13 protein-coding genes are annotated in these 19,557 nt (G+C 41.3%); 4 read left to right on the top strand and 9 right to left on the bottom strand.

Annotated elements, in window-relative coordinates; genetic code table 11:
• Positions 1-230 precede the first annotated feature (230 nt).
• From HMPREF0659_RS00160 to HMPREF0659_RS00170, 3 genes are all read left to right on the top strand, one after another.
• A complete protein-coding gene (locus tag HMPREF0659_RS00160; RefSeq protein WP_013263991.1) occupies positions 231-1,205 on the top strand; it encodes a glycosyltransferase family 2 protein in 975 nt (324 codons plus the stop codon).
• Positions 1,202-3,226, top strand: coding sequence for a type IX secretion system anionic LPS delivery protein PorZ (gene porZ, locus HMPREF0659_RS00165; protein ID WP_013264768.1), 2,025 nt, complete (start codon positions 1,202-1,204; stop codon positions 3,224-3,226). Before HMPREF0659_RS00160 ends, porZ begins: the two co-directional genes overlap by 4 nt.
• An 86-nt stretch (positions 3,227-3,312) precedes the next feature.
• Complete coding sequence (locus HMPREF0659_RS00170; protein WP_044045779.1) at positions 3,313-3,609, top strand: hypothetical protein; 297 nt, start codon at positions 3,313-3,315, stop codon at positions 3,607-3,609.
• A 282-nt stretch (positions 3,610-3,891) separates the two neighbouring features.
• Here HMPREF0659_RS00170 and HMPREF0659_RS00175 read toward each other — a convergent pair whose 3' ends face one another.
• The 3 genes from HMPREF0659_RS00175 to polA form a co-directional block, all read right to left on the bottom strand.
• Positions 3,892-5,937, bottom strand: coding sequence for an Ig-like domain-containing protein (locus tag HMPREF0659_RS00175; protein WP_013264257.1), 2,046 nt, complete (start codon positions 5,935-5,937; stop codon positions 3,892-3,894).
• Between the two features lie 75 nt (positions 5,938-6,012).
• Entirely contained in the window at positions 6,013-7,524 is a 1,512-nt protein-coding gene (locus HMPREF0659_RS00180) for a GH3 auxin-responsive promoter family protein (RefSeq protein ID WP_044045780.1), read from the bottom strand.
• Positions 7,525-8,083: 559 nt separating this feature from the next.
• The gene (gene polA / locus HMPREF0659_RS00185) at positions 8,084-10,846 is read right to left on the bottom strand and encodes a DNA polymerase I (protein WP_013264946.1); all 2,763 of its coding nucleotides are present in this window, start codon (positions 10,844-10,846) and stop codon (positions 8,084-8,086) included.
• Between the two features lie 93 nt (positions 10,847-10,939).
• Between polA and HMPREF0659_RS00190 the strand changes: the two genes are divergently transcribed.
• Positions 10,940-11,920 carry a polyprenyl synthetase family protein gene (locus tag HMPREF0659_RS00190; RefSeq protein ID WP_013264457.1) on the top strand — a complete coding sequence of 327 codons (981 nt, stop codon included), beginning with the start codon at positions 10,940-10,942 and terminating at the stop codon, positions 11,918-11,920.
• Positions 11,921-12,636: 716 nt separating this feature from the next.
• On the opposite strand, the gene deoC is transcribed toward HMPREF0659_RS00190, so the two are convergent.
• From deoC to mnmG, 6 genes are all read right to left on the bottom strand, one after another.
• Positions 12,637-13,584, bottom strand: coding sequence for a deoxyribose-phosphate aldolase (deoC, locus tag HMPREF0659_RS00195; protein WP_013264991.1), 948 nt, complete (start codon positions 13,582-13,584; stop codon positions 12,637-12,639).
• A 200-nt stretch (positions 13,585-13,784) separates the two neighbouring features.
• Positions 13,785-14,108, bottom strand: a complete 324-nt coding sequence (locus tag HMPREF0659_RS00200; RefSeq protein ID WP_044045781.1) for a nucleotide pyrophosphohydrolase — start codon at positions 14,106-14,108, stop codon at positions 13,785-13,787.
• A 197-nt stretch (positions 14,109-14,305) separates the two neighbouring features.
• The gene (gene dtd, locus HMPREF0659_RS00205; protein WP_013263920.1) at positions 14,306-14,758 is read right to left on the bottom strand and encodes a D-aminoacyl-tRNA deacylase; all 453 of its coding nucleotides are present in this window, start codon (positions 14,756-14,758) and stop codon (positions 14,306-14,308) included.
• A gap of 31 nt (positions 14,759-14,789) precedes the next feature.
• Positions 14,790-16,625 carry an excinuclease ABC subunit UvrC gene (gene uvrC / locus HMPREF0659_RS00210; protein WP_044045782.1) on the bottom strand — a complete coding sequence of 612 codons (1,836 nt, stop codon included), beginning with the start codon at positions 16,623-16,625 and terminating at the stop codon, positions 14,790-14,792.
• 304 nt (positions 16,626-16,929) lie between these two features.
• Positions 16,930-17,460 (bottom strand): adenine phosphoribosyltransferase, encoded by a 531-nt coding sequence (locus tag HMPREF0659_RS00215; protein WP_013264907.1) that lies wholly within the window; start codon positions 17,458-17,460, stop codon positions 16,930-16,932.
• Positions 17,461-17,577: 117 nt separating this feature from the next.
• Positions 17,578-19,449 (bottom strand): tRNA uridine-5-carboxymethylaminomethyl(34) synthesis enzyme MnmG, encoded by a 1,872-nt coding sequence (mnmG, locus tag HMPREF0659_RS00220; RefSeq protein ID WP_013264449.1) that lies wholly within the window; start codon positions 19,447-19,449, stop codon positions 17,578-17,580.
• Positions 19,450-19,557 lie beyond the last annotated feature (108 nt).

Below are 19,557 nucleotides of genomic sequence, written 5' to 3' on the forward strand. Positions count from 1 at the left end.
TTTCATGAAAATAAATATTTCTTCTCACGTAAAAAAATATTTCTTTTCACGTAAAAAAGAATTTATTTTCATGAAAATAATTTGAGGAAGGCAGTTTCTTTATTCTGCTTATAGGCTGATATAACGGCTGAAAAGGGCTGCTTTTGTTAGCTTGACAAGCCCTGATTCGAAGCTAAGTAGCCTATGTGTTATTTGTTTGACATTAGGAATATAACTATTTAATATCTGCTATGTTGTCTATTCTTCTCCCTGTTTATAACTGTAATTGTGTAGCTTTGGTGACAGAGTTACAGCGGCAGTGCGTGGAATGTAAGGCAGACTTTGAAATCATTGTGGCTGATGATGGCTCTTTGTCAAGCTCCGATAGCGTGTTATCACCCCCTGATAGCATAGATGCCAGCCCTCTCCTACCCTGCTCTTCTGCTGCTGTTAGGTCCCGTGCTACGAGGCACTGCCTCGTAGAAGAGAACCGAACGATAGAGAACCTACCCCATGTTCGCTATATTATCAGGGAGAAGAACGTGGGGCGTTCGGCTATTCGCAACTTCCTTGTGTCGCAGGCTAAGGGTGATAGGCTGCTCTTTATTGATGGCGATTTGTCGTTGAATAACCCTTCCTTCATTCGCAACTATCTGCAGACAGAGGGAGATGTTGTAGTTGGAGGAATAGCCATAGGGGGTAATCCTGACCAATGGAAAGGCAACCTTAGATACCATTATGAGCGACAATGTGAAGCAATTAATACCGTTGAGAGCCGTCAAAGTCAGCCTTATCAGCATTTAGCAACAAATCTACTTGTACGCCGTTCGGTCTTAGGTGAGAAGCCTTATGATGAGAACATCAGCCATTATGGCTATGAAGATGTACTCTTAGGCAAACGGTTCCAGCAGCAACAAGTGGCAATAAAGCATATAGAAAACCCCGTACTCTTCTGTGATTTTGAGGATAACGCAAGCTATCTTGCTAAGACAGAAGAAGCTTTGCGCACGCTATTTGCCTTCAGAAAGGAGCTGAAAGGCTACTCTCGTTTGCTTGATAAAGCCGAACAGATTGAGCGTTTACACCTCTCTCCACTTTTTGTAACAGCTTATAAGCTATTTAATGAGCCTATAAAGAATTGCCTCTTAGGCAATAAACCGAACGTTTTTTGGTTTAATATCTATAAACTGTTGTATTATTTACATTACACAAAGAACGCTATATGACAATAAAAAGATATTTCCTATCGCTTTTTCTATTCTTTTCTCTTGTTGTAACTGCCCTTGCTGGTGGTGTAGGAACATGGAAGAATTATCTTGCTTACAGTGATGTACAGTGGGTTGAAGAAGGAAGTAACAAGTTGTATGTGCTTGCTTCCAATAGCCTTTATACTTATAACAAGAACGATCAGAGTATAAAGACCTACGATAAAGTCAATGGTTTGAGCGATACGGATATCCGTTTCATCGCATGGAATAAGACAGCTCGTCGGTTGGTTATTATCTATTCGAATAATAATATCGACCTATTAGACGATAGAGGTAATGTAACAAATGTGCCGGATTACTATCTAAAGACAACAATGGCAGACAAAACCGTCAATGGTATTGATATGTCTGGCGTCTATTGTTATCTCTCTACAGGTTTTGGACTTGTCAAACTCAATGTTGCTAAAGCAGAAATAAGCGACAGTTATAACCTCTCCTTCCCTGTCAATTACAGCTATATTGAGGGCGGTTATATCTATGCTGCCAGCCAAAGTAACGGACTATATCGTGCTGCCTTGTCTGCTAATCTCCTCGATAGAAATAACTGGACGAACGTAGGAACTTATGTAGAGCGTCCAAGAACAGCTGATGCAGCACTATTGGCACAGGCAAAAGTACTTAATCCTGGCGGTCCAAAACGCAACACCTTTGTATGGACTACCTTCCTTAATAACCGTCTTTATGGTACTGGAGGTATCTACAATCCGACCGTTAATAACTGGGAGAATCCGGGTATTGTACAGGTGTTACAGGGTGATGATTGGGACTTCTTTGAGGACAATCTTTCTACTCGTACAGGTTATCCTTATATAGGAACAAAGGCGGTAGCAATAGACCCTCGCAATAGCAATCATGTGTATGTAGGAGCACGAACAGGCCTCTATGAGTTTATGTCTGGTAAGATGGTAGCTTTCTATAACAAGGATAATAGCATCCTTCAAGGAGCCATAGACAGAGGTAGAGAACTGGGTAATGATTATGTACTTGTCTACGGATTGGCTTACGATAGAGAGGGTAATCTATGGGTACTCAATAACCAAACGAAGAAAGAAAACCTAATTCGTTTGTCGAAGGATGGGCAGATGACATCCTTCAGTAAGCCTGAACTGATGAAAGATGGTGTAGGACTCTCAGGCTTATCACAGATGCGTTTGGACAGTCGTAACCTCCTTTGGTTTTGCAATGATTACTGGATACAGCCAGGACTCTTCTCTTATGACCCTAAGAATGATAAGCTCAAAGCCTATACTCGCTTTGTGAATGAGGATGGTTCTAACGTAGATATTACAGCTGTTCACTGCTGGGCAGAAGACTTAGACCATAATATTTGGGTGGGAACAACGGCTGGTCCGATGCTTCTTCAGCGATCTCAAATGAACGAACAGGATAACTATCGCTTTGTACAAGTTAAGGTTCCGCGTAACGATGGAACCAATCTTGCAGACTATCTTCTCGCTGGTCTTGATATTACTGCAATATCGGTTGATGGCGGAGGACGTAAGTGGTTTGGTACGAAAGGTACTGGTGTCTACCTCATTAGTGCAGATAATATGACACAGTTGCAGCATTTTACGACTACAAATAGTCATCTGCTGTCTAATAATATTCAGTCTATTTCAATCAATGATGCCACTGGAGAGGTGTTCTTTGCTACTGATAATGGTCTCTGTTCCTATATGAGTGATGCTACAAAGGCTGTAGATTCACCTAATGATGAGACCACATACGCCTATCCTAACCCAGTAAAACCAGGTTATACAGGTCCAATCACGATTGTTGGTTTGTCGCAGAATGTAGATGTAAAGATTGTAACCACGAATGGAGTTCTTGTCGCAGAAGGTACCAGTAATGGTGGTTCTTTCGTCTGGGATGGCAAGGATAAGAATGGAAAACGTGTTGCATCGGGTGTTTATATGGTGCAAACAGCTGACGAAAACGGTGATAATGGCACTGTTTGTAAGGTTGCAGTGGTTAATTAATAGAGGTTATGAAGGCAGAGGTAGGACGTAATCCAATCTTTTGATATAAGGCAAATTCATTCTCTATAGCGGGTTTATTTCTTGTTATGGATAGTATTCTTATGTCTGTTGCTTTGGCACGCTTATACGCAAAATATGAGCTTCATTTCTTCAATCACCTCTCTCCTGCTTCTTATACTATCTATCTTTATCATGGAATCTTTCAAGCATTGAGTTTACAAATACTTATGCGCTTTACTCATTTTGATAATGTCGTTTATATTATCCTTGCTTTTCTGATAGGCGTTTATGGCTCTTTCTTGGTCTATAAGCTGCTTTATGGTTATTGTAACAGCCGTTTGGGACGTATCTTAGCATTGATTTCTGGTATTTCAGTATCTTAATAGATAGTAAGCTGTATTGGTTAAAAAGTAGTCTTAATAAGCCTTTAGAAGATTCTTTCTTCCCATTTTCAACCGATGTTTTGATGCTCAGCACATGTCGTGTTGACGGTCCGCACCAATGGTGCTGATGGTTCGCACCAATGGTGCGGAGCGTTATCTATTACGGAATTGATATAATAAAAACACCCTCGTCAATCCTATCTTTAAGATGATAGGGGATAGATGAGGGTGCTTGTCGTATGGATAGGTTTTACTAAACCTGTTCTTTCGTTTCCTTTGTTTCTACTGGCCCGAGTTGAGAAGTTCGTCAGGTAGTGAGATATCAAGACTGCGAGCACGTTCGGCATTGCGTCTCTTTATCTTGCGTTGCGCATCAGCCTTCTGCTTTGTTATAGCTGCAGGCTTCTGCTTGTAGAGTGGGAGTAGACGTGGATTCCACGTTCCCTGTACATCACGCTTAGCCTTACACTCGATAGCCTTCGGGTAATAATAAACGGCTTCGGGCTGTCGTTGGGTTGCATAATCACCCGTATCCCATTTTCCGTTGTCGTTATCATCGACGATAAGGCGTAGATAGTAGTTGCCTGGCTTGATGTAATGGAAGGTTGCCTGGTTGTTCTTTGCGTACGCCTCTTTCACTGGTTTGTCGCTTTCGTTGAGCAACTGCAACAAGCAGTTCTTACCTTCCATGTTCTGTAAGGTCATTATTAGCGTACCATACTCGTCAATTGATGGGATACGAACGCCCTGCTTATACTTTGCAGAAACCTTACCATAGATGTCTGTAAAGGCTGCAGAATCAACCTCAACACTGTATTCATGTCCTGGGTCCCATGCACTTACTAACTTCAAAGAGCGCGGTTTTCCAGGTTCAGCACCGAAATTATACTTCGCTCGATACCATAAGGAGTCTATCTTTTCGTAAAGATGTATCTTGGACGTATCCGTCTTTGCAATTGGGGTGGGGAGTTCGAATGTTGGGTTTTGGTCAGGATCCATTTGCGAAGGAACATTATATCTGACCTCCAAAGGTGTGACAGGCATTGTCGTTTCAAACGCTTTTCCACGTTCTTTTGCCTTCTCTTGTTTCTTAACCCATTTGTCGTATTCCTCCTGCTGGCGCTTTAAACGCTTCGCGTAAGGCACCTTTGAGAGTATCTCTAACGTATCTGTCTTAGGGACAAGCTTACCTGCACTGTCCGTCATGTTATAAAGCATCTGCATTCGCAGTGTGTCTTGGTTGACGAGGACAGTGTCACGCAGCCAGTAGATAATCGTATCTTGGTTCAGACTTGGCTCTGTTATAAACGCATCTTTATCGTTAAAATTGAGTCCTTTTATCTGTGGAAGGTCGGCGTCACCATAACTGAAAAAGAGCGTAAAGTGGTTTGGTTCCTTGCGTTCAGACTTGAGGAAGTAGCGGTCTGTTTGTGTGGGTGTAAAGGAATTCAGCACCACATCGTCTGGAAGGAAGTGAGTGTAAGGCACCTGTTTGATATCCTTGATGTGCAAGGAATCAATCCATAGCGTGTCTTGTCGTATATCTGGCTTCCATGATGGCATGATGACTTCGGGCGTGAAAGCCAACTTCTCGCTCTTCTGATTGTACATATAGTTGCCGTCCATGTCCTGTAGTGCATAGATACGATAGTCACCCTTGGCAACACCTCGTATGCTGAAATGACCACGACTGTCGGTACGTGAGACGCGAAGCATTGGTTGTTTCTGGAAAGCTGTATCGTTCTGATTGCTGTAAAGGCCCACGAGAATACCCTTTACAGGCTCTAAATTCTCAGCTTCTAACACATAACCAGCTACTTCGAGTGTATCGATATGGTCGCCAGTAGAGAAACTATAGGTGTAGTTTCCTAATGGGTTACCCTCGTTGTTATCTGTGATAGCGTCAGAGAAGTCGATGGTATAGGTGGTGTTAGGCTGTAACTTGTCTTGTAAACTTACTGTAATTCGTTTACCAGTAGCCTTAATTTCAGGAGCTTCAATCTGTGGGGGAGAGACAACAACCTTCTCTGATGCGTTCTCCAACTTGATGAACTCGTTGAAATAGATATTCACCTTCTTACTATTTACGTCGGTTGCTCGTTCAGTAGGGGAGGCACCTAACACTCTTGGTGGCGTCTCATCGTACCATCCACCGTCAGGTTGTCCCATCTTGGCACAAGAAGAAAGCACAACAACTAAGAGGGTAAAAAGGTAGAATGGTAAAGCACGTTGTTGGTAAAACACCGAAAGGCAATGGCTGACCTTAGCTGAAAAGCCATCCTTTCCACCCATTACTCCTTGGCAATATCTTTGTCTTATCTTCTTCATATCGCTGTTTTACTTTTTTACCCTTTTACTTTTTTATCCTTTAAAGGTGGTTTATTCTTTTACCGTCTTCCGTCCTTACTGGTTCATACTCAGCAATTCTTCTAAGTTGTTACGGCTGTTTGAAAGTCGTGGAATCTTGTGTTGACCACCGAGTTTACCCTTTATCTTGAGCCAGTCATTGAAGAGGTCTTTGCGTGCAACAATGATTTCAAGTGGCTGAAGGGTAATGTTATGGAAGCGTTTTGCCTCATAGTCAGAGTTAACTTCCTGTAGTTTATCATCAAGAACCTTAGCAAACTCCTCAAGTGAAGATGGGTCCTTTGCAAACTCGATGAGCCACTGATGACGGCATTTAGCCTTTGCATCCATATACATTGGGGCTGCGGTATAATCTGATATCTGCGCTCCAGTAGCCTTGCAGGCTGCTTCAAGTCCCTTCTCAGCATTGTCCATGATAAGTTCTTCACCAAAGGCATTGATGAAATACTTGGTTCTACCAGTGATAACAAACTTATAAGGATTGGTCGAAGTGAACTGCACTGTGTCTCCGATCTCATATCTCCAAAGGCCGCAGGCAGTACTGATAAGCATTGCATAGTTGCGTCCTATCTCCACACCTGACAATGGAACGATATTTGGATGTTCGCTCTCAAACTCGTCCATAGGTAAGAACTCGTAGAACACTCCATAGTCGAGCATAAGCGACATACTACTGTCTGTTGGGTCGTCTTGTATACCGAAGAAGCCCTCAGAAGCGTTGTAAGTCTCCATATAGTTCATGTCCTGCTTGGTAATGAGCTGTTCATATTGTTCACGATAAGGCGTGAAAGCAATACCACCATGGAAGAATACCTCTAAATTAGGCCATACCTCCTCTATATGTTTCTTACCACTCAGCTCCATCACACGTACCAATACAGATAGCATCCACGATGGAACGCCTGATATATTAGTGATATTTTGGTTCAGTGTTTCGTGTGCAATTCGGTCGCGTTTTACCTCAAAGTCACTCAGTAGGGCAGTACTTTTCTTAGGTACGCGACATAGATTTACGAGTGGATTAATATTCTCTATGAGGATGGCACTTAGGTCACCAACAAGCGAATTATACAGATTATAATTTGGAGAATGACTGCCACCTAAGATGAGACCCTTACCGCTGAAGAGTCTACTTTCTGGATGATTGCTAAGATAGTAAGCGATAACGTCCTTACCACCTTGATAATGAATTGTCTGTAATCCCTCGTGAGAAACAGGAATAAACTTACTCTTATCGTTGGTTGTACCTGATGACTTGGCATACCATCTAACCTGTCCTGGCCATAGAATATTACGTTCTCCGTGGCGCATACGGTCGATGTCACTCTTCAGTTCTTCGTATGTGTTGACAGGAATATTCTGTACAAAGTCCTCGTATGACTTAATCGTTGAGAACAGGTGTTTACGACCGTATTCGGTGTCTTTCGCCCGCTCAACGAGGTATTGCATGACTTCCCGCTGGATAGCCTCTCCATCCGTGACGTAGCGTTCAAGCTCCCTGCGACGCGGCTGGAAGTACAATTTGTTTACTATCTTAGTAAGACTCATTCAAATTTCTCTGGTTGATTAAATTGCAAAATTACGCCAAAAAAGCTAAATGGATAGCCTTTTTCTATATTTTAACACTGCTTCTAAGCCCTTGAAAGGCTCTTTTTCAGTATTCTCTGCATGATAGATGATGGATTCTTTCACCCTTTTTTGACTTCTACTTTTAGCCCTCTTTCTAAATTATTTTCATGAAAATAAATATTTCTTGTCGTGAAAATAAATATTTCTTTTCATGAAAATAATTCTTTTTCTTCATGTAAATAATTAGCTTAGTCGGGTAGGGTAGCTGTTTACTCATACTTTTTACTAACTTTGCAGTTCATCTCTTCGATTTCTATTTGCCGTTATTAGCCTCTTTATTTATGCTTTATAAAGTCGGAATCTACCCTTGTTTTCGCACTTGTTGTTTAATTATAGACTATTTACCATTGAATTATAGTTTATAAAATAATCATCAATAGATTCTCTATCTATCCTCATCCCTCTTTTTATCTGCACTCCCCTCCCTTCGGAGGGGTTGGGGGAGGCTTTTGGGAGGAAGCTTTTTTGTTTTATATATTTAATGTGCTTCCAACCAGTTCTTGCCCCATCCGGCATCAGCTATCAATGGGACATTCAGTGGATAAGCGTTCTGCATCTCCTCGATAACAATGCGTTCCACCTGTTCACGCTCTTCAGGGAAGACGGAGAAGTTAAGTTCATCATGCACTTGGAGAATCATCTTTGAACGAATACCTTCTTTCTTAAAGCGTTCCCAGATACGAACCATTGCCACCTTGATGATATCTGCCTCTGTTCCTTGTATTGGAGCATTGATGGCATTACGCTCAGCAAAACCGCGTACAGTGGCGTTACGGCTGTTGATATCAGCAAGATAGCGGCGACGATGGAACAGTGTTTCAGCATAACCCTTGGCTCTTGCCACTTCTTTTGCATGTTCCATATATACTTGTACCTTTGGGAATGTGCGGAAATAGCCCTCTATCAGTTCTTTAGCTTCACCATTTGGAATGTCCATACGCTGGGCAAGTCCATAGGTCGTAATACCATATATAATACCGAAGTTAGCTTGTTTAGCCTTCTTTCGCTGTGCATCAGTCACCTTATCTATATCTACATGCCATATCTTTGCAGCTGTTGCACGGTGGATATCATGACCCTCACGGAAAGCCTCCATCATATTCTCGTCTTCAGAAAGATGTGCCATAATACGCAACTCTATCTGACTATAATCTGCAGAAAAGAACAGACAGCCATCTTCTGGAATGAAACACTTACGTATCTCCTTACCATCATCCGTACGCACAGGAATATTCTGTAAGTTTGGATCACTCGAAGAGAGTCGTCCAGTGGCTGTAAGTGCCTGATTAAACGATGTGTGAATATGTCCAGTACGTGGATTAATCAGCTTTGGAAGGGCATCTATATAAGTGCTAAGAAGCTTCTTCATACCTCTGTAATTGAGGATGTTACGTACGATAGGACTCTTGCTTTCAAGGCTCTGCAGCACCTCTTCACTTGTAACATACTGTCCTGTCTTTGTCTTCTTAGGCTTATCCATAATTTGCAACTTGCCAAAGAGGATGTCACCGACTTGTTTTGGGCTTGAGATATTGAATTCTTCTCCAGCCTCCTTATATATTTCCTGCTCGTATTGTTTCATACGTTCAGTGAATATCTTTGACGTATCTTGCAGTGCTTCAGTGTCTAAGCATACGCCATTTAGCTCCATATCAGCTAATACACGTACCAAAGGCATCTCTATATTCCAGAAGAGTTCTTCCACTCCAAGCTCCTTTAAACGTGGTTCAAGTACGTTTTTCAGACGCAAGGTAATGTCGGCATCCTCTGCAGCATACTCATAGATGTCAGTAGGGGAGAGGTCGCGCATATTCTTCTGCTTCTTTCCTTTCGGACCGAGTAGTTCTTCAATGTGAATGGTTTGATAGCCGAGTAAGGTTTCAGCCATGTAGTCCATATTATGATGTAGTTCTGGTTGGATGAGGTAGTGGGCTATCATCGTGTCGAACATCTTACCCTGTAGTGTCACTCCATATCTGGTTAACACTTCATAGTCATACTTAATGTTCTGTCCGATTTTCATTATTTTGTCGCTTTCATACAGCGGTTTGAATATCTGAACGATTTTTAACGCTTCTTCATAGTTGGCTGGTACGGCAACATAAAAAGCCTTCTTTTCTTCAACCGAGAAGCTCAAACCAACCAATTCAGCACTAATTGCATCCGTAGATGTGGTTTCTGTGTCTATACTAACAGACTCTTTTGTAATAAAAAAGTCACAAAGCTGTCGTAATTCTTCCTCATTTTCAACGAGTTTGTATTCATGTTGGGTCGTTTTTATGCTCTCAAATTTCGCATTTTTCGGCTCATCTGACTCGTTGGTCGTGTTTTCTGCAAATAAATCAAGCTGATTATTGTCAGTTTTTGGCTTTGATTCAGCTTTGTTAAGAAACTTGTTAATAAGTGTCTTAAACTCCAATTCCTCAAATATCGCACGCAATTTGGTCTCGTCAGGCTGTTCAACCTTGAGTTCATCCAAGTCAAGTTGCATTGGAACGTCTGTTCGGATCGTTGCGAGGAACTTTGACATTTTAATATCCTCTACGGCATTCTCAACTTTCTCACGTAGTTTACCCTTAATCTCGTCAGTATGTTGAAGCATATTGTCAATGCTTCCAAACTGATTGATTAACTTGGCTGCGGTTTTCTCTCCAACACCGGGACAACCAGGAAAGTTATCTGCTGAGTCGCCCATCAATGCCAATAGGTCGATGACTTGGGCTGGGGTAGGGATGCCATATTTTTCTCCTACCTCCTTTTCTCCCAATATCTCGTAACCGCCACCATGGCGAGGACGATACATAAAGACGTTAGGACCAATGAGTTGACCATAGTCTTTATCGGGTGTAAGCATAAAAGTATCGATTCCATCGGCTCCAAAGCGAGTTGCTATAGTACCGATAATATCATCTGCTTCGAAGCCATCTACCTGTAGAATAGGAATATGCATTGCCTCAAGCACTTGCTTGATAAGTGGAACAGAAAGCTTGATATCTTCGGGTGTTTCCTCACGTTGCGCCTTGTATTCAGGAAATGCGTCATGGCGAAAAGTCTTTCCATGATCGAATGCTACACCAATATGCGTTGGCTTTTCCTTTGTAAGAACCTCGTTCAGGGTGTTGCAAAAGCCCATAACAGCAGATGTATTCAAGCCCTTAGAGTTGATACGTGGACTTTTGATAAATGCGTAGTATGAACGATAGATGAGCGCATAAGCGTCAATAAGGAAGAGTTTTACCATAACTAATTATTCTATTTTTAGCTGTAAAATTACTAATTTTCTTCCATAATCTCCGATAAAATGAGTAAATTTGTATCAAATTTAAAGTCAAAAATGGATACTCTTTCACTCATAAAACAGCCGATTGAGACAGAATTAGGCGATTTCATCGACCTTTTTAATCATGCTCTCGACCACGAAGATGGCTTGTTGCGTACGGTTTTGAACCATATTAAGCAACGAGCAGGGAAGCGTATGCGTCCTATTCTCATCCTTCTGATGGCTAAGAACTTTGGTAAGGTTTCTGAAGCAACACAGCATGCGGCTGTGGGATTGGAGCTTTTACATACGGCTTCACTTGTTCATGACGATGTCGTTGATGAGGCGGCTGCTCGCAGAGGACAGGCGAGTGTGAATGCTGATTATGATAATAAGGTGGCTGTGTTAGTGGGTGATTACGTGCTTTCAACTGCCTTACTTCATGTTAGTTACACACACTCAGAGATTATTGTGCGTTACCTTGCAGAGTTAGGTCGTACGTTGAGTGATGGGGAAATCCTTCAGTTGTGGAATATTCAGAATAAGGAAATCACCGAAGAGGTTTACTATAAAATCATTGAACGTAAGACAGCTGCGCTCTTTGAGTCATGTGCTGCTATTGGTGCAGAGTCGGCTAATGCAAGCGATGAGGAGGTAGAAGCGGCAAGACTCTTTGGTAAACACCTCGGAATTGTCTTCCAGATTCGTGATGATATCTTCGATTATTATGACTCTGAGGCTGAAATTGGTAAGCCAACGGGTAACGATATGGCTGAAGGAAAGCTCACTTTACCAATCATTTATGCGTTGAATTCGACGAAAAATGAGGAGATGCTTGCCTTAGCTCATAAGGTGAAAGCACACGAGGTGACCCGCGAAGATATCGATAAATTGGTAGAATTTGCTAAGGTAAGTGGCGGTATTGAATATGCTGAACGTCGTATGTGGGACTTTCATGCTGAAGCACAGACTTTCCTTGATAAGTATGTTAAGGATGAGAGCATTCGTTCTGCTCTCCAGACTTACCTTGATTATGTAATTAAAAGGAAGAAGTAATTGCACTTGTTTAGTGCTAAAAACTCCCTTTTCATCGTGAGATTGATTAATTTTTGTGATGATAACGACAGTTTCTCTTTATGATGATGGTTTATCCATCACATAAGGAGAAACTCTTTTTTTATGTCTTTTATTGGCTTATTCTTTATCAATGGCATGCGTTGTTATGTTACATATTACTCGTGTTAAGGCTTAGCACCAATCGTGCGGAGCGTTCGCACATATGGTGCGGATGCCCCGCACCATATGTGTTTATGGTGTTTTACTTCACAATAATACTACTTATAGGTTATCTTTTGCCCTTATAACGATGGCTTTTGACTATAAGTTGATTGATTGATAGATACCATGTAAATACTGTTTATCTTATTATTTTGGAGTACTTATAGTTTTATATGACTACAAGAGATAATTTCCTGTGTTTATTTAATTTATATTTGTCTTTTTTCCTTGCTGTTTATTGTGTTTCTGGATGCTGTCTTTTCCTGCCTTTTCAATGAGATGCTTTGTAAATATAATCTATATAATATTCATAAATAGTCTATATTATGAGATTTATTTAAAATTGTCTTTCTTTTAACGAACAACAAATGAGAGATGTTTCAAGTGCAGATGCGGAAAAAGGGACATACAAAGTGTATGCCCCTTATAGGTTACTTTTGTTTTATTTTATCTGTTTCAGCGTTTTAATTTTTTGTTACTGATGACAGAAGAGTTTAGAAGAACTTTGTCTCTGTACCAATGATTTCACTTAACAAGAGGTTGGTAAGACGGCTTGTACCCATGCGGAACCAGTAGTTTGTGAGCCATTTCTCGCCTAAGACCTCTTTAACAATGGTATAGTAGATTACTGCATCCATGACAGTATTGATGCCGCCAGCAGGCTTTAAACCTATCTGTATACCTGTTTTCTCATAGTATTCCTTGATAGCTTGACACATAACATATACAGACTCTGGTGTTGCACTAATCTTCTCCTTACCTGTACTTGTCTTTATATAGTCGGCTCCTGCGTACATAGAGAGCAGGGATGCGGTCTTGATAGCACTTGCATTGCCAAGATCGCCAGTCTCAAGAATCACCTTCATAGGAACGTCTCCACACACTTGTTTAAGTTCGTTGATGGTGTCACATACGCCTTCGTAATCGCCTGAAAGGAACTTACCTACAGGCATAACGATGTCAATATGAGTAGCTCCGTCCTTGATTGCAAGTGCTGTCTCGATGGTTTTCACCTCCAAGAAAGTCTGTGAAGAAGGGAAGTTGCCTGTTACATTTGTAATGTCAACACCGTCTACTTCAAGACTGTCTGCCATCAACTTTGTGAAGCATGGGTAAGCACAGAGAGCTGCAACATGTGGTAAATCAGGGTATTCAGAGTCAAAACGGTTTACTTTCTCAACCATTTCTAATACCTTTTCTTCTGTGTCTGTTGTGCTAAGCGTAGTAAGCTCAACGCTGCCTAAGAGGAATTTCTTTACTTCAAGGTTGTCGTTCTCCGATACTTTTTCCGCAATAATCTTTGTTACGGCAGCCTTAACTTCCTCGTCAGTGATGTTGAGATTGTACTGTGATAAGGCTTGTTCGTACTCGCTTTTTTCGACGATTCCAACGGCTTTTTGTGCCTGGATGTCTTTTGAAACAGTGTCTTTAATTGTTCCCATGATTTGTTTTTATTATATTGTTTGTTTTTATTTCTTTGTAGAGTGAGGGTAGGGGAGGAGCATACTTTTATTCTTGCCACTTCTGTTGACTATTTCTAAGTGTGAAGCATGGTCTTTTTCTGCTGTCATTTTACCCTCTATTTTCCTCCAAAATATCTTTTGTTTGAATATTATAGACTATTTTGTAATATTAAATAGTCTTATTTTAATTTAGGATTGTTCTTGTGTCTATCCTTGTCGCGCTTGGTTTTCTTGTCAAAACTCTTCTGTAGTTCATCTGTGAGATTGACGCCAGTTTGGTTGGCAAGGCAGAGTAGAACCCATAGGACATCAGCCATTTCTTCTCCTAAATTGGCTTTCTCACCCTCCTTAAAGCTCTGGTCTCCGTAAGTACGAGCCATTACACGAGCTAATTCTCCTACCTCTTCTGTGAGGCAAGCCATGTTGGTTAATTCGCTAAAATAGCGTACACCGTTTTCTTTTATCCATTTGTCAACGGCTTGTTGTGCTTCTTCTATTGTCATTGTTTCCGTTTTCCTCATTTGATTGTTACATGTTAAACGTAGGTTATTTGCAGCTAAAAAGCCTATATATGGTTATAGGCTCTGATAGCTTTAATGATAAAATATCATCGATTTAATCGCTATTTTTGGCTGTTTATCAGGTTTCTAAGTACTTTAAAAGTGTTCTGTAAGGATGATTGATATGAACGTTATGTCGTCTATTCCTTATTCTTTGTATCCATACAGATTGTTACAGGACCATCATTTAACAGTTCTACTTTCATATCTGCACCGAACTCTCCTGTGCCTACTGGTTTCCCCATAGCTTCGCTTAGAGCGTCACAGAAACGATTATAGAGTGGAATAGAGAGTTCGTGTGGGGCTGCATGAATCCAGCTTGGACGGTTCCCTTTCTTATAGCTTGCCATCAGTGTAAACTGTGAAACAACGAGAATTTCGCCATTAATATCCATGATGCTTCGGTTCATTACGCCCATTTCATCGTCGAAAATACGCAAACCTATAATCTTCTTTACCAACCAGTTGATATCTTCTTCAGTATCGTCTTTACCAATACCTAATAGGATAAGGAATCCCATACCAATAGAAGACTTTACTTGCTGATTGATAGTAACAGAGGCATGGCTAACACGTTGTATTACAATTCTCATATCGCAAATGTACAATATTTATTTTAATTAGTTACTGATTAGCGTGGAAATAATTATAGACAATAGTTGCTTTGCTTGCTCCTATTACTTCTGTAAGTTCTTGTAAATCAGCTTCTTTTATGCGTTTTACTGTCTTCAGCTTCTTTAAAAGTGCATCCTTTGTCTTTGGTCCGATACCCTTTATATCGTCTAACTCGCTGTGTAGCTGTGCTTTAGAACGTTTGTCTCGATGGAAAGATATAGCATAACGGTGCACTTCGTCCTGTATCTGGGTAAGAACTTTGAAGAGTTCGCCCTTGATGTCGAGTGCTATTGTCTGCTGTGGGAAGCCGAAAAGAAGCTCGTTTGTGCGGTGACGGTCGTCTTTGGCAAGTCCTGCAATCGGAATATTGAGGTGGAGTTCGTCTTCAACAACTTCTCTTACAACCTCCATTTGACCTTTTCCACCGTCGGTAATGATGAGATCGGGTAGAGGAGTTCCTTCTTCTTGCATACGGCTGTAACGTCGTCTTACAACCTCCTGCATGGATGCATAGTCATCAGGACCTACAACAGTCTTGATGTTGTATTTGCGATAATCCTTCTTAGACGGCTTCATTCCTTTATATACTATGCAGCCAGCAACAGCGTCAGAACCTGAGATATTTGAATTATCGAAGCACTCTATGTGGTAAGGAAGCTTCGATAACTTCAGCTTATCTTGGAGTTCTCGCATTAAGCGTGTCTGTTTTTGTTCTGGATTTAGCTTTTCAGTCTGTTTTAATCGGTCGAACTTATACTGTTTAGCATTCATCTCAGAGAGTTCTAATAGATGATGTTTATCACCACGTTGTGGTATGAAGAATTCAGCACCCTTTACTTTAAAATCAAGTTCAAAAGGTACGATAATCTCTTTTGCGGTACTATTAAAGCGTTCACGTATCTCTGGAATGGCCTCATTTAGCAACTCTTCATCGGATTCATCGAGCTTTCTTTTGTATTCATAAGTAAAGCTTTGATTGATTGCACCATTAGTTACATGGATATAGTTAATAAACGCATTCTTTCTTGTGTCATCACTTACAATAGTGAAAACATCAACATCTGTAATCGTATGGCTTACGATTTCGCTCTTTGCTGCGAAGTTATCGAGCGCTAAATAACGCTGTTTACATAATTCAGCTTCCTCAAATCGCAATTCCTCCGCATATTTCTCCATTTTCTTTTTTAGGAGTTTCTGCACATCACGAGTATTCCCTTTTAATACTTCTCGTGCTTGTTTTATGGCTTCTTGATAATCTTCATAACTCTGTTTATTGATACATGGTGCTCCACAGTTATGTAAATGATACTCTAAGCAAGGCTTATATTTACCCTGTTCGATACCTTCTTTCGTAATAGGGAAGCGACAAGTGCGCGGTTTGTATACCTTCTTAATGATATCAAGAATCGCATACATACTTCCAATATGGCTATATGGGCCATAAAAAGTACCATAACGTTTATTGATAGTACGTGTTTTGAATATACGTGGGAAATACTCATTCGTTACGCAAATACTTGGGTAAGTCTTACCATCTTTCAGCAATACGTTGTATTTAGGCTTGTATTGCTTGATAAGTTGATTCTCTATAAGAAGTGCATCTTCTTCTGTTTTGACCACAGAATATGAAATGTCATGAATCTTAGAAACCAATACCTTTGTTTTAAAACGGTCAACCTCTTTATGGAAATAGGAAGATACACGTCTTTTAAGGTTCTTCGCCTTGCCAACATAGATGATTGTTTTCTCATTATCATAGAACTGATATGTGCCTGGTTTCTCAGGCATATTGAGTACAATGTTCTTAAGATATGCAGTTCGCTTCAAGTTATCTTCTTTATTCATTTTGCGTAACTCCTTTGTATAAAGGGCTTTTAAAGTGTTTTGTTTCACGTGGAACACGAACGGTGCTTCACGTTGGCACATGTGGTGCTTCACGTTAGCACATATGGTGCTAAGGCTTGGCACGATAGTTCGTGACCAAATCTTGGTGTCGTAGTGATGGTTTACAAGCCTCGATAATGTACTTTTAAAGAAAAGAGGAGCGACCCTTTGTGTGGGTTACTCCTCTTCTTTTTATTTTCATTTCGTTTCCTCTTTTCCATATAAAAAGGGTGGGGAGGAAAGATTTTTGTCACAGTCTTGCTGGTTAGAATTGGAGTAAAGAAGTAATTTCAATATCCTTATCGAACTGGTCACGACTGTTAGGAAATTCCGAATGGAGTTCGATAATGAAGTTGCAATACACCTTTTTAGGATTAAACTTCTTAACAAGGTCACATGCAGCCTTCATCGTTCCGCCAGTTGCAAGGAGGTCATCATGGAGCAAAACAACGTCATTCTCGTTGATAGCATCCTTATGAATCTCGATTGTGTCTACGCCATATTCCTTCTGATAACTTTCCTGAATGGTCTCACAAGGAAGCTTACCAGGCTTACGGCAAAGTACGATACCAGCACCCAAACGAGTGGCAACGGCAGAAGACATGACGAAGCCACGACTCTCGATACCCACAATCTTGGTTACACCCTTACCTTTGTAGAGATCAACCATCTCATCAGTAATTTCCTGAAGAGCTTCAGGTGACTTGAATAGGGTAGTCACATCACGGAAGTTAACACCCTTAATAGGCCAATCCGGGATACATCTCAGGTTGTCTAATAATAGTTTTTTATTCATTTTCAGTTTGTTATATAGTTTTGTTTTATACTATTGTTTCACGTGAAACAGGTGTCTTTTTAACCTTTAGGGGTGTTCCTTTCATCCACGTGTTAGGACTTATTTGTCCAAAGAAAGTTATCTTCCCATGAGGACAAGCAGTACATTAATGTCGCTTGGGCTCACTCCTGGAATACGACTTGCTTGTGCGAGCGTCTCCGGTTGAATCTGTTCTAACTTCTGTCGGCACTCTGTCGAGAGGTCGTGTAGTTCACTATACTTGAAGTGTCCTTTGATTTTAATGTCTTCAAGACGTCGCATTTTCTCAGCAAATACACGCTCACGATCGATATAGCCTTTGTACTTTAGCTTGATTTCAGCAGCCTCAGCAATCTCTTCTTTACGGTTGGGCGAAGCCTCGATAGCCTCTTTAAGGCTTGGAATTACAGCCGAAAGGTTCTCAAAGTTGACCTGTGGACGTGCAACAAGGTCTACTATCTTCGTTGCTCCCTTGATAGGAGAAGTACCCAAATGCTCCAAGAAACCGTTTACAACTTCAGGCTTAACAGAAGTGTTGTTACAGAAGTCAAGAATACGATTGATATGCTCCTTCTTTTGCATCCACCAGTCATAACGGTCCTGTTTAGCTATACCTATATTATAAGCACGCTCCGTCAGTCGCGCATCTGCATCGTCTTGGCGTAAGAGAATACGGTATTCTGCACGCGAAGTAAACATACGATAAGGTTCATCAACGCCCTTTGTAGTAAGGTCATCAATCAACACACCGATATAACTCTCGTCTCTATTCATCACGAAAGGATCCTTACCTGCGCAGAGTAGGGCAGCATTGATACCCGCCACTAAGCCTTGTCCGCCAGCTTCCTCGTATCCTGTCGTACCGTTCACCTGCCCAGCAAAGAACAAACCTTCGATTACTTTCGACTCCAAAGACTGTTTTAGCTGTGTTGGATCAAAGTAATCATACTCGATAGCATAGCCAGGACGATAGATTTTAGCGTCACGCAGCGCAGGAATCTTATGTATAGCATCCAACTGTACCTCCCAAGGCATACTTGAAGAAAAGCCATTCAGATACATCTCATTCGTATCAACGCCCTCTGGTTCGAGGAAGAGAGGATGGCTACTCTTGTCAGGGAAGGTGACGAGTTTCGTCTCAATCGAAGGACAATAGCGTGGTCCTGTACTCTGAATCTGCCCATTGAATAGGGGAGAGTCAGCCACTCCACGTCTCAAAACCTCATGTGCTTCCTCGTTCGTGTTACACGTCCAGCAAGGCAACTGTGGTAGATGACGATGCGGACCATAGAAAGAGAACTGATGATAGTCGGTTTCTCCCGGTTGTGGTTCCATCTCATCAAAGTGTACCGAACGGCGGTCAATGCGCACAGGGGTACCCGTCTTCATGCGATCAGCACGAATCCCATGGCGCGTGATGCTCTCTGTAAAGTTGTGAACAGCAGGCTCTGCACATCGTCCACCCTCCACCTTTCGCTTACCGATATGCATCAGTCCGTTAAGGAAGGTTCCCGCAGTGATAATCACTGTACGTGCATAGATATCAATACCCCATATCGTTTTGATACCCAACACCTTACCATTCTCTACCAACAGCTCGTCGGCTTGATCCTGAAAGATGTCGAGATTGTCCGTATGGTCGAGTATTGTGCGCCATTCCCAGATAAATTTACCACGGTCACACTGTGCTCGTGGACTCCAAACAGCAGGTCCCTTTGATCGGTTCAGCATACGAAACTGAATCGCTGTAGCATCGGTTACCAGTCCCATATAGCCTCCAAGAGCGTCTACCTCTCTGACTATCTGACCTTTGGCTATACCTCCGACGGCAGGATTACAGCTCATCTGACCGATTTTATTCATATCCATTGTTACCAAACAAGTGTTCGCACCCAAGTTGGCAGCTGCTGTAGCAGCCTCACAACCAGCGTGTCCACCACCGATAACAAGTACATCATACTTGAATTTCATCGTCTTTTTACAAAAGTATAGGGGCATAATACCCCTAATTTATACCGACACAAAATTAAGAAATAAAATCGAATTATACCTATATAATAGAAAGAAAAGTTCCTCTCT

Origin of the sequence: Prevotella melaninogenica ATCC 25845 (genome assembly GCF_000144405.1) — a bacterium.
Lineage (GTDB): Bacteria > Bacteroidota > Bacteroidia > Bacteroidales > Bacteroidaceae > Prevotella > Prevotella melaninogenica.

What these genes read in the sequence shown, in the direction of transcription:
- HMPREF0659_RS00160 (WP_013263991.1), top strand. Translation starts at nt 231, where the DNA reads ATGTTGTCTATTCTTCTCCCTGTTTATAACTGTAATTGTGTAGCTTTG.
- porZ (WP_013264768.1), top strand. Translation starts at nt 1,202, where the DNA reads ATGACAATAAAAAGATATTTCCTATCGCTTTTTCTATTCTTTTCTCTT.
- HMPREF0659_RS00170 (WP_044045779.1), top strand. Translation starts at nt 3,313, where the DNA reads ATGGATAGTATTCTTATGTCTGTTGCTTTGGCACGCTTATACGCAAAA.
- HMPREF0659_RS00175 (WP_013264257.1), bottom strand. Translation starts at nt 5,937, where the DNA reads ATGAAGAAGATAAGACAAAGATATTGCCAAGGAGTAATGGGTGGAAAG.
- HMPREF0659_RS00180 (WP_044045780.1), bottom strand. Translation starts at nt 7,524, where the DNA reads ATGAGTCTTACTAAGATAGTAAACAAATTGTACTTCCAGCCGCGTCGC.
- polA (WP_013264946.1), bottom strand. Translation starts at nt 10,846, where the DNA reads ATGGTAAAACTCTTCCTTATTGACGCTTATGCGCTCATCTATCGTTCA.
- HMPREF0659_RS00190 (WP_013264457.1), top strand. Translation starts at nt 10,940, where the DNA reads ATGGATACTCTTTCACTCATAAAACAGCCGATTGAGACAGAATTAGGC.
- deoC (WP_013264991.1), bottom strand. Translation starts at nt 13,584, where the DNA reads ATGGGAACAATTAAAGACACTGTTTCAAAAGACATCCAGGCACAAAAA.
- HMPREF0659_RS00200 (WP_044045781.1), bottom strand. Translation starts at nt 14,108, where the DNA reads ATGACAATAGAAGAAGCACAACAAGCCGTTGACAAATGGATAAAAGAA.
- dtd (WP_013263920.1), bottom strand. Translation starts at nt 14,758, where the DNA reads ATGAGAATTGTAATACAACGTGTTAGCCATGCCTCTGTTACTATCAAT.
- uvrC (WP_044045782.1), bottom strand. Translation starts at nt 16,625, where the DNA reads ATGAATAAAGAAGATAACTTGAAGCGAACTGCATATCTTAAGAACATT.
- HMPREF0659_RS00215 (WP_013264907.1), bottom strand. Translation starts at nt 17,460, where the DNA reads ATGAATAAAAAACTATTATTAGACAACCTGAGATGTATCCCGGATTGG.
- mnmG (WP_013264449.1), bottom strand. Translation starts at nt 19,449, where the DNA reads ATGAAATTCAAGTATGATGTACTTGTTATCGGTGGTGGACACGCTGGT.